Consider the following 15190-nt stretch of genomic DNA (forward strand, 5'->3'; position numbering starts at 1 on the left):
TGTTGTCGGTGTTGTCCGTCGTATCGGTCACGTCCGTGTTGTCGGTGTTATCCGTCGTGTCGGTCGGATCGGTACTCGCGTCGTCATCATCGTCATTCGCCGCGCCAAGCGCGAGCCCGAGCCCGCCCAGGCCCGCTGCGGCCAGCGCCGCCTGTTCTTCCATGCCCATCCCGAGACCGCCGTTCGCGGCGAACAACCCCTGCTCACCGGCCTCGCCGGAATCGGCGAGAAGGAGGCTGTGGAGCGACCCGTTCTGGGTCGGAACGTAGAAATCGGTGACGGTGATCCTGTCACCGTTGGCCAGCTCGATGATCAGGTTGTCGCCCTGCTTCAGATACCGGGCGATATCCTCTTTTTGCACATCGATGCGAATAGCGATGTCCGATCCGGCCTGAATTACCTTTTCCGCCATGTCTTGCTTCCTCTTGATTATCGGATCGGCCCGCGAGCCGCTTTGTCCAAAAGGATGTCTTATATCCTTTAGGAGGTAATACACACACCAAAGTATGTATCGTCAATACTTCGAGTGCTGTCCCGGGCAAGTTTTCCGACCGTTGATCAAGGCTTGGCAACGTTCCGTGTCCAAGCGCGCGAATTGCTCCCGATTCAGCAACGACCGCACAAAGAAGGCCCCGCCGAAGCGGGGCCAATTTGGGAATCGTTGGTCTTTTTCTCGTGGGGGCCGAAATGCCGGCTGACGGTCAGATGAGTGCGTCGGGAAGATCGAGATCCGAGAGCAGCACCTCGGCCCCCAGTCCATCGACCAGCGCGTTCACCGCGTCGTTGTCGAAATCCGGCATGCCACCCAGCAGGGAAAGGGCGTCATCCCCTCCGCCCTCCCCAAGCAGGCCCGTGAGTGGACTTGTCGCGTCCGAGAGCGATCCCAGCAGGTCCGCAATCGCTCCGGACTGTTCACCATCCCCGTCGCCGAGCGTGCCGACGCCCAACAAGTCGCCGACGATCCCGTCTGCGCCGGTCACGTCGGAGAGGACGCCATCGTCCCCGACGAGGTCGCCGAGCAGCCCGTCTCCGCCGGTCACCGGGCCGAGGGTGCCCGAATTGCCGGTCAAATCGCCCAGCAGCCCTTCGTCGGCGATCACCGGGTCGAGCAACCCGCTGTCACCCGCGAGTTCCGAGATCACGCCGGACTCCAGAACCGGGTCGAGGATGTCGTCGACGAGGCCTTCGCCATCGGCGACGCCGTCCTCGCCAATGAGCCCGGTCCCGAGCAGCTCGCCGACCAGGCCGTCCGACCCGGTGACGTCCGACGCCAGGCCATCGTCCCCGACGAGGTCGCCGAGCAGCCCGTCGGACCCGGTTACCGCGCCAAGCGTGCCATCGCTGCCGGTGAGATCGCCGACAAGGCCCTCGCTCGCGATCAGCGGATCGAGCAGGCCGTCGTCGCCGCCCACCACGTCGCTGACGAGCCCGGTGTCGAGCACAGGATCCAGCAGGCCCGACAGCAGGCCGCCCGAGCCGTCTCCGTCACCCAGCAGTCCCACGCCCAGGAGATCGCCAACAAGGCCATCCTCGCCGGTGACGTCCGAGAGCAGGCCGGTGTTCCCGACGAGGTCGCCGAGCAGACCCTCCGACCCGGTCACGTCGCCAAGAAGGCCATTGTTTCCAGTCAGTTCGCCAAGCAGGCCCTCGTCCGCGACCACCGGGTCGAGGACACCGTCGCCCAACACGTCGCCCAGAAGCCCGGCGCCGAGCACCGGCGAAAGCAGGTCGGTGAGCGGCCCCGAGCTTCCGTCGCTGTCTCCAAGGAGCCCGCCGCCGGTCAGGTCTCCGACCAGCCCGTCCTCGCCGGTGATCGGGGACAGCAGACCGTCGTTGCCAACGAGATCGCCGAGCAGACCCTCGGAACCGGTCACGGCGCCGAGAAGGCCGTCGTTGCCGGTCAGGTCGCCGAGCAGACCCTCGTCCGCCACGACTTCGTCCAGCAGTCCGGGCGTCGCGTCCGCGCCATCCGTCGGGTCGGTCCCGTCGGTGGGATCTGTTCCATCAGTCGGATCCGTGCCGTCGGTGGGGTCCGTGCCATCGGTCGGGTCCGTGCCATCGGTCGGGTCCGTGCCATCGGTCGGGTCCGTGCCGTCTGTGGGGTCCGTGCCGTCGGTCGGGTCCGTGCCGTCGGTCGGGTCCGTGCCGTCGGTCGGGTCCGTGCCATCGGTGGGGTCTGTGCCGTCGGTCGGGTCCGTGCCATCGGTCGGGTCCGTGCCGTCGGTTGGTTCCGTGCCGTCGGTGGGGTCTGTGCCGTCGGTCGGGTCCGTGCCGTCGGTGGGGTCCGTGCCGTCGGTCGGATCTGTGCCGTCGGTGGGGTCCGTGCCGTCGGTGGGGTCTGTGCCGTCGGTCGGGTCCGTGGTGTCGTCCTCGTCGTCGTCCCCGGACGTGGCAACCAGCAGCGCCCCGGCCAGCGAAGTTCCGGCCGCGGCCAGCACGTCCTCCGGAATAGCGACGCCCAGCCCGGTCGCCTCCTCTTCCTCGGAGAGGGTACCCTCCACGCCGGAGAAACTGCCATCCGCGAAGAACAGCCGGTGTGCCGCGCCATCGGCGGCGGGCGTGTAGAAATCGGTCACGCGTATGCTGTCGCCGGAAGTGAGTTCCACCACCAGGTCACTGCCAGAACGGACGTAGCGGCCGACGCTGTCCGCGTTGACCCCCAGTTTCACATTCACCCCTGCGCCGGTATTGAGTTCGGTAGTTGCCATGGTCCTGCCCTTTGAAACGGGGCCATCCATGCGGCCCGTCGTTGCGTCAGTCGAATCATCTTTAGTATGTATCGAATACATACCAAAGATAATAGTGACGGAAGCACTTCCGACCTGGGCATATTCTTTCTGTACCTGTAAACTTTTTACCGTTACGCCGGATCAACGGACTGTCGCGGCATTTGAACGGGAAGCCTTAGATGAGCACTTCGGACAAGGAGCGTTTGCCGGAGCGCGGTTTGGCGGACCGCGACGAGGCGTCCGCGTCCTACCGCCCTGCCCTGCGTACGATCGCCCGCCTGATCGCCACCGATCGGCGTGCCGTGTTGCTGGCGAGCGAGTCCTGCGAGGTGCTCCTGGCCAATACGCCGGCCAAACGGCTCGGCCTCGATTCAGCGCGGCTGCAGGACATGCTGGACTGGCCGCATCTCTGCACCACGGTGCGTCGTGCCGGCAGCGCCCCGGTGTCTTTGCACCTCGAACGCCTCTCCGTCGAAGGCGAACTGGTCTACCTGCCCCTTGGCCGGGTCGCGGGCTACCTTCTGCGCCTCTCCGAGAATGACGATGAGGCGACCTGGCTTCGCAACCGCGCACGTGCGGCCACGCTGCTTCGGGTCGCGCATGACCTGCGTACACCGATCCAGTCGCTTCTCGCTACGGCCGAGATCGTCGCCGCGGGCGGCAACGGGGACGCCGCTTCGCTGGGCCGGCTGCGCAAGGCCGCGGACCTCGCGCTCGATCACATCGACAATGTCCTTGCCGTCGTCCGGGGCGAACAGCCCGCCGGAGGGCTGCATCCAGACGAGGTCTTTTCCCCCTGCGACGAGCTCGAGGCCCTGGCCGAGGTCGTGCGACCGATCGCCGAGACCCGCGGCGCGACCCTTACCCTGACGCTGCCGCAGGACCGCAACACTCACGTTGTGGGCCCCATCAGGTTTGTGCGCGCGCTGTTCCAGAACATGATCGACAACGCGGTGAAATACGGCGGCGCGTCGGTCGAGGTCGCGCTCGGGATGGATCCCGTCAGCGGGTCGCTCGACACGCTGCCCGAAGGCACCCGCGGCCTGAACCTGACGCTCGAGGTCCGCGATCTCGGCGGCGGCTTGCCCGATGCGCAGAAGCGGCGGCTGGCCGTGGCCCTCGGGCAGGCGCAGCCCGAGCGAGCGTCAGGCGATCCGAAGCGGCCCACGGCGTCCGGCGGGCTGAACGTCCTGGCGCATGCGCTGCACCAGCTGGGTGGGCACCTCGAAGTCCAGGACAGGATGGACGCGCCTACGGGTTCCGACCGCGGGAGTGTCATCGGCACCCTGCTCCGCGCGACCTTCGTGCTGCCCGAAGCCTCTGCCGACGAGGACGAGGCCTCCGAAACGGACCCCGCCGCAGAGGGCGCCCTGACAGGCCGGGTGCTGCTGGTCGTCGAGGACAGCCCCTCGAGCCGCGGTTGGCTGGTCCGTGTCCTGACCGAAGCGGGCGCGCGGGTCGAGACCGCGGGCAGCGGGGCCGAAGCACTGAAACTGTTGGCCGGGCCGCGCGGGCGGGATGTGGAGATGGTGCTGTCGGACGTCACGATGCCGCGCATGAATGGCGCTGAACTGGCCCGGCGCATCAGCTCCGGGCAGGACTCGGGCCTTTACCAGCGCGACCTCAAGCTCGTCGGGCTGACCGCGCATGTCGACGACACGATCGTCGCCAGCTGCCTCGCCGCCGGTATGCAGCGAGTCCTCGAGAAGCCGATCCGCCCCGGTCGTTTGTGCAGCGCGGTGCTCGAGGAGCTTGACGGAGGCGCCCATCAGGCACCCGACACGACGGCGATGCCGGCGGAGGTCACCGATGCGATCTGGGACAAGCGGGTGGTCGCGGACCTTGTCGCGGTGATGGGACGCAAGGACACGACGAAGTTCATGACCCGGGCCCTTGGCGAGGCCCGGTCCGCACTGGCGGCCCTGCAACGCGACGGGTTGACGGAAAGCACCGGTTGCACGCTGCATGCCGCCACCGGCGCCTGCGGGCTGACCGGCCTCGCACTTGTGGTCAGCCGCCTGCGCGGCCTCGAGGACGCACTGGAGGCAGGGCCGGACGCCCTCGGCGAACCGATGCAGGCCCTCGCGGAGGCGCTGGAGATTACGCACAACGCGTTGGAAAATGGTATGGATTCACTGCCACAAGCGTGAACCCGGTTCCCAACGCGACAAACTGCTCTATGTTTGCTCAGGGTTTTGCGCCTGCGACAGTCGGCGACGCCTCGGTTCCGGCCCGCCCACTTCTGTTGGCGGCCGGGTGGGCGTTATTCGCAGTTGTGGGCAAAATGTCGAAGCGAGTAAGCAGTACATGACGCCTTCTGAAACTTCTCCTATCCGGCTGCTCATCGCCGATGACCACGCCATGGTGCTCGAGATGTTCGAACAGTTCATTTCGAGCCTTTCCGACGTCACGGTCGAAACGGCGCCCGATCTTGATGCGGGACTCGCGCTGATCGCTCGGGACGGCCCGTTTGACCTGGTCCTGGTCGATCTCAACATGCCGGGGATGAACGGTCTCGAAGGCTTTGGCCGGACGATTGCGAGCAACGGCGGCAAGCCGGTGGCGCTGCTGACGAGCAATCCGCCCTCGCACCTCGTTCCCGAGGTCCTCGCCATGGGAGGCGCGGGTTTCGTGCTGAAGACCACGTCGCTCAAGAATTTCCACAACGAGATCCGCTTTATGGCCGCTGGCGGCCGCTACATCCCGGTCGAACTGATCGAACGGCAGCGCGTGGTGACGCGAGAGCCGCGAGACGTTCCGCTGTCCGAACGCGAGATGGCGGTCCTCGCGCAACTGTCCGAGGGCAAGTCGAACCGCGATATCGGGGCGGCCCTCGGGCTGAAAGAGACGACGGTGAAGATGCACGTCAAGTCGATCTGCACCAAGCTGGAGGCCAACAACCGTACCCAGGCGGTGATCGTGGCGCGGGACATGAGCCTGATCTGATCGGCCCGTATATGTCCTAAAGTATATATACTTCCCGCATTCACCTTCTTATGGTGGTGCCTGCCGCTGCCGCGCCCAGGTGCCTGCCCGATGCGGCGCGCAACCGGAAGGAGGTCGTTACCGTTGAAGAAGCCCGTCATCGTATTCGCCGGGTCCGTCTACCCGGGCCAGTTCGGAATGCTCTGCGACTACCTGAGGGATGCCGACATCGCCGAGACATATTTCCTGACCACGCCGGGGCATCGAAAGCGCAATGCCCACCGTGGCGCTCATATCCTGGGCTTCAAGCCGGATGGCCCGGTGGTGGGCCCGCAGAGCTACTACTATTCCTCCAAGGTCGAGCGGTCGGCACGTATCGGCCGCGGCATCCTGACGGCGCTCCTGGCCTTCGAGAAACAGAAGAAGATCGACGTGGTGGTGAGCCATTCGCTCTGGGGCGCGCCGCATTTCCTCTACGACGAGATCGACGCCGCCATCGTCAGCTACATCGAATTTCCAAGCTACCGCGCCCACGGATGGGATCCGAACTACCCGCCGGATCTGTCGCAGCGCATGGGCGACCGGAACACGGAGATGCTGCACTTCCACCAGGCGCTCCGGAGCGATCTCGTCATCTGTCCCAGCCATCATGCGAAGAAGATGTTTCCCCCGGCACTGCGGTCGAACATCGAGGTGCAGCTGGAAGGGTTCCGGTTCGAGGACGATACCCCGGAGAGCACCGGGAGCGCGCCCGGTCCCTTCACCATCGGCTTCGCCGCGCGCGACCTGTCCAGTGCGAAGGGTTTCGAAACCTATGTCAGGCTGGTGGACCGGCTCGTCGACAGGGGTATCGAGGCACGGTTCATCGCGCTTGGCGACGCCGAGGCGACGACCTACGGTTATGAGCAGCAATGGGTGAAGCGTCGGCACGGCGGCGCGGTCAAGAGCTTCCGCGACCACCTGCTCCAGGTCTATCCCCGTGCCGCCGAGGTGATCGAGTTTCCCGGTAAATTGCCCTACGAGGACTATGCGCGCATCTTGCGGGACATCGACCTGTTCCTCTATCCGCTCCGCTTCGGTGTTGCCAACTGGGGCCTGGTCGAGATCCTCGGCCGGGGCGGCTGCGTGATCGCACCGGACCGGGGATATGCCTCGGAATTGATACAGGACGGGGTGAACGGTCGCCTCCTGCCCGACGACGACACTGCCTGGGTCGACGAGATCATCGCTCTGTCCCGGGACCCGGCCCGCCGGTTGCGGTACGGGCAGGCCGCGAAGTATCTCGCGCAGATACAGTACAGCCTGCCGGCTGTGGCACCGCGGTACATGCGGTTGTTCCGGCAGGCGATGGAGAACCGGCAGGCGGCGCGCGCGGCCGGTTAAAAGCGGGCGCTGAACGACAGGCCGAAGGCCTGCGTCTCGTCTCCGGGTCGCTGGCGCAACGGCGTGGCGACGTAGAGGGATACCGGGGTATTGGCGACCTCGATGGTCACGGACAGGCCGACACTGCTCCGGCTGTGCCAGCCGTCGTCGATGGCGCCGCCGAGCGTGTCGTCGAGGCCCCAGTTGGACCCGGCGTCGATGAAGACGCCCGCCCTCATCGGAACGGACAGCACAGTGCCGAAATCACGCTGGATTTCCACCGACCCGGTGAAGTAGTGGTTCCCGCCCAGGGCATCGCCGGCATCCCGGGGCCCGATCCCGCGCGGGGCAAAGCCGCGGAACGTGTCGGCGCCGAGGTAATGGCGGTCGATGGCCCGGGTCGCGTTGCCGTTCAGCCCGCTGACGGAGCCCGCCCGCAGAGTGGTCAGCAGCCGGTAGTTCCGCGCCAGCGGAAGCCGTGTCCGGATCTCGAACCGGGTGTCCGACAGCGGCTCAGAGGTGCCGAGGTTCCACAGGTACTGGTCCAGCCGGATCGCATAGCCGGGCAGCACGCCTCGGGATCCGTCGGACCCCTCCTCCGCCGACCTCTCGTAAACCAGGGAGACACGGCCGTAGGGCGCCGATATGCCGTCGGTCGCTTCGCGGAAAAGCAACGGGCTGGCGCCCGCGGCAATGTCCGTCATCCGGTAGTCGCGCCATCCCAGGCCCGCTTCGAGCCTGAGTCCGCCGGACGGCGTCCAGGCCAAGTAGGGCTCCGCCCGAAGACCCCGTTCGGCATAGCTCCGGTCGCCGAAATCCGCGTCGCGGCCGACAATGTCGAGCCCCAGGTCAAGCGTCTCGCCGAGGGCGTCGGCCTTGTAGAAGTTGAGCTCGAGCATCCTGACGTCGGTATTGAAGGACAGGCGGATCGCCCCGTAAGTCCCGGGAAAAAGGTTGTATTTCTCGGCGGACAGTTCCCCGACCAACCCGTCCTGCGACACGTAGGACAGGGCGGCCTCGATCCGGCCCGGGCGGGTGTCGACCTCTTCAACGTCGATCACCATGGCATCGCCGTTCGGGTAGACCTGAACGCGCGAGAATGCCCCGGTGAGCATCAGGCAATCCTCGATCGCGGCCAACTCGTACCCGGCGTAATCCACTCCGGGCAAGGCGCCGCATGTGGCCCGGATGTCGTCTTCGGATATGAACTCCGCCCCGCGGACCTCGACCGTCTCGTAGACCCGCGCCAGCAGCGGCCCCGCGACGGCGAGCATAAGCAGCGTGACCGCGAGTATCGCGCGGCGCCTGCGGCGAATGACGGCATTGCGCTGAACTGAGCGATCATGTGGTTGCAGCGACACGGGAATTCCTCTTTGATCTCTCGGCAAGCGCGTCGGCCGGCTCAGCGCAACCTGGCGTTCAGGAGCGGCCGGGTCAGGTAGCTAAGCACCGACCGCTTCCCGCTCTCGATATCGACCTGGGCCACCATCCCCGGCCTGATCGCGAAGGTTTCGCCGAACCGTTCGAGGTAGTTCCGTTCGGTCCCGACCATCACCCGGTAGAAATCCTGCGGCCCCTGTTTCGTGTCTTCCTCGACCGTGTCTTCCGAGATTTGCACGACCGTCCCGCGCAGATCGCCGTAGGTCGAGAAATCGTAGGCGGTGATCTTCACGCTCGCGGGCATGCCTGGGGCGATGAAGGCAACGTCACGAGGCAGGACCTTGGTTTCGATCACCAGCTGGTCGTCGATCGGCGTGATCTCCATGATCGGCTGGCCGGGCTGGACCACGCCGCCCAGGGTCGTGATCTCGATGTCGTTCACGCGGCCTTCGACGGGCGAGCGGACGTCGGTGCGCTGAAGCTCATCGCGCTTCTGAACCATCTCCTCGCGAAGCGTACTCAGCTTGGCCCGGCGCTGCGCGAGGTCCTTGTAGGCGTCCTGGACATAGGCGTTGCGCATCTCGCTCATCTTGCCGTCGAGCTCGGCCTTCTTCTGCTGAAGCTGAAGCAGGTCGATCCGGCTGACCGAGCCGCCGGCCGCGAGCGGGCTGGTGATCGCGATCTGCTCCTCGATCGAGGCCCTCTCGCCCTCGAGCGCCGCAAGCGAGGCTTCGAGCTTCGTCCGCCGCGCGGTGAACAGGCGCAGTTCCGTGCGCTCCGCCTCGTTCGGCTCGGGGCCGAAGTCGAGCTCGGGATGTTCCAGCACCTCAGCTTCCAGCCGGGCCACCTCGGCCGTCAGGGCAATGATCTGGGACTGTGCGGCCATGAAGGCCGATTGCGAGCGGGTCGGGTCGAGCCGCGCGAGGATCTGCCCCTGCTGGACGAGATCGCCTTCGCGGACCATGAGCTCGGACAGGATGCCGCCCTCAAGGCTCTGGATCGTCTGCATCCGCCGTGCCGGAATGACCCTCCCGTCGCCGCGCGTCACCTCGTTGACCTTCGCGATGGCGGCCCACGCGATCGCGGCAAGCAGCGACAGCACGACGACCTGGATCGTCAGCCGCGACCGGGCCAGCGCCTGCCGGCGGTAGCTGCCGTCGACGTGGCCGGGGTCGAAGGTGTCCTGACTGCTCATGTGACCGCCTTGACCTGGGTCTTCTGGGCGGACCGGGCCCGCGCGGTGTTCAGGATTTCGACGAGGTCGCCGTCACGGGCGACCTTGCCGTCCTTCAGCACAAGTGTCCGCTGCGTCAGGCTCAGCAGCTCGCGCTTGTGGGTCGAGATGATCACCGTGCGCCCCTCGAGCCAGGTCTTCAGGTGCGCGATCACGTGGTTCTCGGTCACGTGGTCGAAGGCTGCGGTCGGCTCGTCGAGCAGGACGATCCGGGGATCCTGCAGCAGGACGCGCGCCAGTCCGATGGCCTGCCGCTGGCCGCCCGAGACGTTGCCGTTGCCGTGGATCTGCAGGTCCAGCCCGCGCACGTGGCGCCGCACGAAGGTGCCGAGCCCGACCGCGTCGAGCGCGCCGAGAAGCTCTTCGTCCGAATGCAGCCCGTGGTCGAGCAGCAGGTTGTCGCGCAGGGTGCCCTGGAACAAGGCGACCGATTGCGGCAGGTAGCCGATCTGGCGGCGCCGGTCGATCGGGTCGATCTGCCCGAGCGCCAGGTCGTCCAGCAGGATCGTCCCCTCCTGCGGGTCGATCAGCCCGGCCATCAGCCGCATGAAGCTCGACTTGCCCGCACCGTTGCCACCCAGCAGGGCAATCCGCTCTCCGGCCGGGATGCTGAGGCTGGGAATGTCAACGACCGGCGGCGCCTGCGGATCGTGCCGGAAGGCGACCTTCTCCAGCCGGTAATCGCCACGCAGCGAAGCGGCGCGGACGAAATGGCGGTCGGCGGGCCGCTCGACCGGGGTATTGATGATCCGGTCCAGCCCTTCGAGCGCGGCACGGACCTGCTGCCAGCGCGCCAGCAGCCCGGCGACCTGCCCCATCGGGGTCAGCGTCCGGCTCGAGAGCATGGTGCAGGCGATCAGGCTGCCGACGGTCAGTTCGCCGGCGCTGATCAGGTAGACGCCCGCGATGATGACCCCGGCATAGGTCAGCTTCTGCACGCCGCCGACCATCTGGCTCATCAGCGTCGTCAGGCGCCGCGTCCGCACCGCGGTTCCCGCCATCGTCGCCGAAAGCTGGGAATGGGCCCGCTGGAGCCGGGTCTCGGCGCGCGACGCCTTGACGGTTTCGAGGTTCGAGATCGTCTCGAGCAGCAGTCCGTTCAGCGCCGCCGCCTCGCGCGCGCTTTCGCGCGAGGCGCGGGCGAGGCGCTTTTGCATGATCATGCCGGGCACCAGCGTCATCAGCACGCCGGTTACCGTGACCAGCGCGATCGGCCCGCCGATGAACCAGATGACGGCGATGAAGATCAGCACGAAGGGAATGTCGCAGAGCGCGGTCACTGTGCCCGAGGTGAAGAACTCCCGCACCGTGGCGAAATCCCTGACCTGGTTGGCGAAGACCCCGGTCGAGGCCGGCTGGTGCACGAGCCGCATGTTCGCCACACGCTCGAAGAGCTGCGCCGAGAGCCGAAGGTCGAGGTCACGCCCCGAGATGTCGATCAACGAGGCGCGGGTGACCCGCAGGAGCAACTCGAGCAGGATGGCAAGCCCGACGCCGCTGGCAAGAATCCAGAGCGTGTCGAAGGCGTTGCTGGGAACCACGCGGTCATAGACCTGCATCGAGAACAGCGCCGTCGCCACCGCCAGCAGGTTCGCCGCGAAGGAGGCAACGACCACGTCGCGGTAGATCCACCAGTTCTTCAGCACCGGTCCGAGGATCCAGTGCCGTTTGTCCGGGTCCGGTTCGTCCAGCCGGTCCGAGACGATGTCGATCGGCTTGGAGATCAGCACCCGGCCGGAGCGTCGCGCCTCGAGGTCGGCCCGCGGCCAGACCAAGCGGCCACCATCCGCCTCGGGCAGGATGACGGTCGCCTCCCGGTCCGTGAGCTTTTCCAGCACGACGGTTCCGCCGTCCTTCAGGAAGACGAGGATCGGCAGTGTATGGGCGGGGAAGGAGGTCAGCGGCTCCCGGCTGAACCGGCAGCTCATGTTGATGCGGCGCAGGGCGAGCGTTGCGAGGTCGTCCGGCATCGGCGTGTCGGCGGACCAAGGCAGTCCGTCCGTGAGCCGGACCGCCGAGGCCGACACCCCCTGCGCCCGGCACAGCTCGACCAGACCGTCGAGGAGAGGGTCGGACCGTCTCAGCTCACTCATGCGGAATTCCTCCGGTGCATCGCCCGCCCAATTCGTTCACGATGCGGCCAGGATCAGCGTGCCGAGCACCCCGAGATCCCGCGCCGCCTGATATTCCGTGCGTTTCCGCTCGTCGTAGGTGTCGACCTGGTCGATCTGCGCGTCGTAGAGGTCGCGACCCGTGGTCAGCACGTCGATCAGGTCGCGCTGCCCGGCGACGAACTGCTTTTCGTAATTGTCGAGCACCCGCCGCGCCTGTTCGAGCTGGACGAACCGGGCCTGCTCCGTCGCCCTGAGCGAGGCGATATGCCGAAGCGAGGTCCGGGCGACGTTTCCCATCTGACGTTCGATCGCACGCAGCGAACTCCGGGCGGCCTCGAGCTCGCGCTCGGCCATCTGGACGCCGCGGCCGCCAAGGGTCGAGGCGTTCAGGTCGACGCCCGCCGAGATGCCGATGGCCGTCCGGGTGCGGCCACCATTCAGGTCGGCCCGCCCCTGCGCCTGCAGCTTGATCGTGGGCAGGCGCGACGCCTTGACCCGTTCGACATTCGCCTCGGCTTCCGTAGCCGCGGCTCTTCCCGCGATATAGTCGGGCGCCACCCGCACCGCCGACAGGATCTTGCCCTCTCCGGAGTAGCGGCCCGCGAAATCGAGAGACGGCGGCGGCAGCACGCCGGGTACCGGACGACCGATAAGGAACTCGATCTGCGCCAGGCTCATCGCCAGATCCGACTCGAGCGTCTGCAACCGGTCGCGGGCCCGCGCGATCTCCAACCGGGCCCGGGCGACCTCGCCATTGTCCCCCAGACCCGCGCGCGCGCGATCCTCCGCCTGCCTGGCGAGACGGCCGGCATAGGCGGCATAGTCCCGCGTCAGGCGCAGCTTGCGCTCCGTCACCTCGATATCCAGGAAGGCTTCGGACAGCTGCAGAGTCAGGTCCTCGACAGACATCTTGAGGTCCGCCACCGCCTGAACCCGCGCCTGGGTGGCCGTCTTGATCTTGCTGCGGATCAGCCCCCAGTCATAGAGCACCTGCGACACCGTCAGGGTCAGCCCGGGCCCGTCGGCATCGGTGGTGCCGCTGTCCGCCGAAACACTCAGGCTCGGGAAATATTCGTCACGGGCCTGCTGGATGCCGATTGTGCGGCTGGCGACCTGCTGCCGCATCGCGGTGACGTTCGGGTCGAGCTCGGTTGCAAGCCGCGCGGCGTCGGAGAGCGCGACCTGCGCGCCCGCCGAAACGGCGGAGAGCAGGAGCGCGACGGCAGCACCGGAGAGGCACCGCCGGGCCACGCGCACCGCGGCGCGCGGGAGAACTGCCAGGTCCGCGCGGATCATGCCTCGCCCTCCGTCACCAGGTCTGCGAGTAGTTCGGCGCCGAGGGAGAGGTCGGAAACCTCGATGCCACCTGCCGGGTCGGTGCCGTAGGATACGACCCCGTCGACCTCGTCCGACGTGGCACCATCCCAACCGAAGTCACCGTCGGACCCTGTCACCGAATCGTCGCCGACGATCGTCGCGATGTCCTGCGACAGGTCGGTCCCCTGGTCGTCACTTTCGAGAAGCGCCTCGATGTCCTGCGACGCTTCGGCCGGCTCGGCGCTCGCGGCGGCGGAAACGTCGCCGGAACTGTCGTCCGATGAGAACAGCCAGCCCGTCGAGCCGAGTCCCGCTGCCAGGCCCACGCCGGTGAGCATCATGGGATCTGCCCAGTCCGGGCTTTCGTCGGCCGTCGCTTCGGTGGCTGCCGATGCGGAAGACTCGCCCGCCAGCCCGGCGGTGCCCTGCGACGACGCGACCGGCGCGACGTCTCCCGCAACCGGTTCGGGCGCCACCAGCGCGGACACGGCCACCCGTCCGTCACTGGTCATCACTTCGCTGTATTCACCGTCAGGCCCGACGGCGAAAAAATTGTCGACGCGAAGGGTCTGCCCGTCCGTAAACTCGATCTCGAGCGCAGGCCCTGATTTCTCGTAGCCTGCGATATCCGCAACCTGGGCAGGAAGAATGATCGCGGCGGCGCCATCGACGGAAATGTCTGTCTCCGCCAATCGGGACGCCCGGTCATCTTGTGCCGAAATTCGCACAATCTGCTTTCGGACCATTTGCCAAAACTCCCTGCAACGTCAAAGGCAAAAAAACTTCGAAAACTGTCGCTCCGGCGCTTGTATCGAAAGCGTACAGACACTGACGTCACACCACCTTCCGACAACCATAGATCGAAAGGTATATTCGATATTAACCTTAGGCTGGTCTATACCCAAGGCGCCGTGCGGTTCAATGACATTCGGAACGCGGCGTCACTGTTGCTTGGGATTTTGTTAACGTCTATTTGCCCGCGCGGTGGCGACATGGTGTCGTTTTCGATAGCCCGCCTCTCCCTCTCCATACTTTCGATCAGCTGTTTTCGTCTTCCGTTCCCAGGCCCAATCCGCCCAGCAGGCCGCCTGTCTCTTCGGTAATTCCGCCAAACAGGGCGCTCATCGCACCGTCGACCGCATCGTCGCCGAGGAGCGTCTCGTCCCCCGGTTCGATCCCGGAGCCGAGCTCGTTTTCCAGACCGACGACATCGCCGAGCAGTGCGTCGAACGCGCTGAAGGCATCCGAGGTGATGTCGCCGTCGACCGGGCTTCCGAGGATGCTGACCAGCAGGTCGTCGATCTCGGCGTCCGCGGCGTCGGAGTCGGCGCCGATCAAGGCCTCATCGACGAGCGTGCCGCTCAGGTCGTATTCGCTGCCGAGCCCGGCGAAGAGATCGTCATCGCCCTCCAGCACCCCGGGCGGCACGTCGGTCGCGTAGATGTCGTCATCGCCGAGCAGACCTTCGAGCAGGTCCGGGCCGCCGTCGTCGAACAGAAGCGTCTCCAGGAAATCCTCTTCGGGCTCGGACGGTTCTGCCTCCAACGCCGCGTCCGACGCCTCCCCCCCGGCATCGAACGAAGCAATTCCGACTCCGGCTTCCGCCCCGACAATCACTTCCGCGGCCCCGGCATCAGCGGCCGCTTCCCCGTCAGGGTCCGATCCGCCCACGTTGTGATCCGACGGTTCCGCGACCCCGGCCGCCTCGCTGGCGACACTTTCGTCACCGCCGGTCACGTCCGCGACCCCGGTCCCGGCCGCCATCCCGAAAAGTCCGGTCCCGCCGAGGATCGACCCGAGGATGCCGTCACCCTCGCCGACATCGCCGAGCAACCCGCTGCCGACAGCGACCGTGTCGAGAAGATCCTGCGCGGGCCCTTCATCGCCCGCCAAGGTGTCGAGAACCGTGCTCACGATGCCGTCTTCACCCGCGACGGTGTCGAGTAGTCCACTGACCACGCCATCCTCGCCCGCGACCGTGTCGACCACGCCGCCGTCACCCGTCACCGCATCGAGGGCGTCGTCCGCGAGGCCGTCTTCGGTCGGGAGCGGCTCGTCGGCTGCCGGTCCATCGTCCGTCGATGTCGAGACCGGGTCTGCGCTCTCCGCCTCGGCCTCGTCGCCGCCGA

11 protein-coding genes are annotated in these 15190 nt (G+C 66.7%); 3 read left to right on the forward strand and 8 right to left on the reverse strand.

The window, feature by feature from the left end; translation table 11 throughout:
* Together ATO6_RS24485 and ATO6_RS25555 are read right to left on the reverse strand one after the other, a co-directional pair.
* Window positions 1-412 (reverse strand): BapA prefix-like domain-containing protein (locus ATO6_RS24485; protein WP_141102079.1); only part of this gene is annotated, 412 nt, incomplete at its 3' end.
* A 289-nt stretch (window positions 413-701) separates the two neighbouring features.
* On the reverse strand, window positions 702-2789 hold the full coding sequence (locus tag ATO6_RS25555) for a BapA prefix-like domain-containing protein (RefSeq protein ID WP_369597082.1): 2088 nt from the start codon (window positions 2787-2789) through the stop codon (window positions 702-704).
* 119 nt (window positions 2790-2908) lie between these two features.
* On the opposite strand from ATO6_RS25555, the gene ATO6_RS24500 reads away from it, so the two are divergent.
* From ATO6_RS24500 to ATO6_RS24510, 3 genes are all read left to right on the forward strand, one after another.
* Window positions 2909-4879, forward strand: coding sequence for a hybrid sensor histidine kinase/response regulator (locus ATO6_RS24500; protein ID WP_088626537.1), 1971 nt, complete (start codon window positions 2909-2911; stop codon window positions 4877-4879).
* A gap of 157 nt (window positions 4880-5036) precedes the next feature.
* On the forward strand, window positions 5037-5675 hold the full coding sequence (locus ATO6_RS24505; RefSeq protein WP_088626538.1) for a response regulator transcription factor: 639 nt from the start codon (window positions 5037-5039) through the stop codon (window positions 5673-5675).
* 123 nt (window positions 5676-5798) lie between these two features.
* Window positions 5799-7037 carry a glycosyltransferase gene (locus ATO6_RS24510; protein ID WP_254919278.1) on the forward strand — a complete coding sequence of 413 codons (1239 nt, stop codon included), beginning with the start codon at window positions 5799-5801 and terminating at the stop codon, window positions 7035-7037.
* On the opposite strand, the gene ATO6_RS24515 is transcribed toward ATO6_RS24510, so the two are convergent.
* The 6 genes from ATO6_RS24515 to ATO6_RS25280 all read right to left on the reverse strand — a co-directional run.
* A complete protein-coding gene (locus ATO6_RS24515) occupies window positions 7034-8377 on the reverse strand; it encodes a BamA/TamA family outer membrane protein (protein WP_254919279.1) in 1344 nt (447 codons plus the stop codon). The two genes, ATO6_RS24510 and ATO6_RS24515, sit on opposite strands and share 4 nt — an antisense overlap.
* A 41-nt stretch (window positions 8378-8418) precedes the next feature.
* Window positions 8419-9591: an HlyD family type I secretion periplasmic adaptor subunit gene (locus ATO6_RS24520; protein ID WP_088626541.1), complete on the reverse strand. Its 1173-nt coding sequence runs from the start codon at window positions 9589-9591 to the stop codon at window positions 8419-8421.
* Window positions 9588-11723, reverse strand: coding sequence for a type I secretion system permease/ATPase (locus ATO6_RS24525; RefSeq protein ID WP_088626542.1), 2136 nt, complete (start codon window positions 11721-11723; stop codon window positions 9588-9590). Before ATO6_RS24525 ends, ATO6_RS24520 begins: the two co-directional genes overlap by 4 nt.
* Before the next feature lie 36 nt (window positions 11724-11759).
* A complete protein-coding gene (locus ATO6_RS24530; RefSeq protein WP_088626543.1) occupies window positions 11760-13040 on the reverse strand; it encodes a TolC family protein in 1281 nt (426 codons plus the stop codon).
* Window positions 13037-13753, reverse strand: a complete 717-nt coding sequence (locus ATO6_RS24535) for a hypothetical protein (protein WP_088626544.1) — start codon at window positions 13751-13753, stop codon at window positions 13037-13039. Before ATO6_RS24535 ends, ATO6_RS24530 begins: the two co-directional genes overlap by 4 nt.
* A gap of 346 nt (window positions 13754-14099) precedes the next feature.
* A partial coding sequence (locus ATO6_RS25280; protein ID WP_217899067.1) for a hypothetical protein occupies window positions 14100-15190 on the reverse strand: 1091 nt, incomplete at its 5' end.

The sequence above is a fragment of the Oceanicola sp. 22II-s10i genome (genome assembly GCF_002210105.1).
Taxonomy (GTDB): domain Bacteria; phylum Pseudomonadota; class Alphaproteobacteria; order Rhodobacterales; family Rhodobacteraceae; genus Pseudooceanicola.

Bases quoted from the DNA above. Each gene is read 5' to 3' on its own strand.
- ATO6_RS24520 (WP_088626541.1), bottom strand. From the start codon at position 9,591: ATGAGCAGTCAGGACACCTTCGACCCCGGCCACGTCGACGGCAGCTAC.
- ATO6_RS24500 (WP_088626537.1), top strand. From the start codon at position 2,909: ATGAGCACTTCGGACAAGGAGCGTTTGCCGGAGCGCGGTTTGGCGGAC.
- ATO6_RS25555 (WP_369597082.1), bottom strand. From the start codon at position 2,789: ATGTATTCGATACATACTAAAGATGATTCGACTGACGCAACGACGGGC.
- ATO6_RS24505 (WP_088626538.1), top strand. From the start codon at position 5,037: ATGACGCCTTCTGAAACTTCTCCTATCCGGCTGCTCATCGCCGATGAC.
- ATO6_RS24530 (WP_088626543.1), bottom strand. From the start codon at position 13,040: ATGATCCGCGCGGACCTGGCAGTTCTCCCGCGCGCCGCGGTGCGCGTG.
- ATO6_RS24525 (WP_088626542.1), bottom strand. From the start codon at position 11,723: ATGAGTGAGCTGAGACGGTCCGACCCTCTCCTCGACGGTCTGGTCGAG.